This window comes from Vibrio sp. 1249-1 (assembly GCF_033340495.1).
In genome coordinates this window covers 1-690 of record NZ_JAWOWJ010000572.1, presented here as the reverse complement: position 1 = coordinate 690, position 690 = coordinate 1, and the positions used below count along the sequence as shown (strand labels likewise).

The 690-nt window shown below is 45.5% G+C and carries 1 protein-coding gene; it reads left to right on the top strand.

Annotation, left to right across the window (positions count from 1 at the left end; translation table 11 throughout):
* Window position 1: 1 nt before the first annotated feature.
* Window positions 2-690 (top strand): GTPase Era (gene era, locus R7Z50_RS27680; RefSeq protein WP_318149779.1); only part of this gene is annotated, 689 nt, incomplete at its 3' end.

Below are 690 nucleotides of genomic sequence, written 5' to 3'. Positions count from 1 at the left end.
AATGGCTGATAACGAATTCGACATCGATGCGTTTTTCGCATCACATGGTGAGGTGAGCTCACCGGAAAACCAGCATTGTGGTTTCATTGCCATTGTTGGTCGTCCTAACGTGGGTAAATCGACGCTTCTGAACAAAATTCTAGGTCAGAAGATTTCGATCACGTCACGTAAGCCACAAACGACGCGTCACCGCATCATGGGCGTCGACACAGATGGTGATTACCAAGCGATTTACGTTGATACACCAGGACTTCACATTGAAGAAAAACGTGCAAGCAACCGTTTGATGAACCGCGCTGCAAACTCCTCGTTGAGTGACGTGAACCTAGTTTTCTTCTTGGTCGATGGTACCCATTGGACTAAAGACGACGAGATGGTGTTGACCAAGCTTCAGAAATCGAACTTCCCTGTTGTACTTTGTGTTAACAAAGTCGATAACGTGCAAGATCGTAATGAAGTGATGCTACACATGGCTGAAATGTCTAAAAAAATGGACTTTGTCGATGTAGTGCCAATCTCTGCGAAGCAAGGTAAGAACATTGATGTATTGCGCAAGCACGTACGTAATCACCTGCCGAAAGCGACGCATCACTTTCCTGAAGAATACGTAACGGATCGCTCTCAGCGTTTCATGGCTTCAGAAATCGTACGTGAAAAGCTAATGCGCTTTACTGGTGATGAACTGCCATA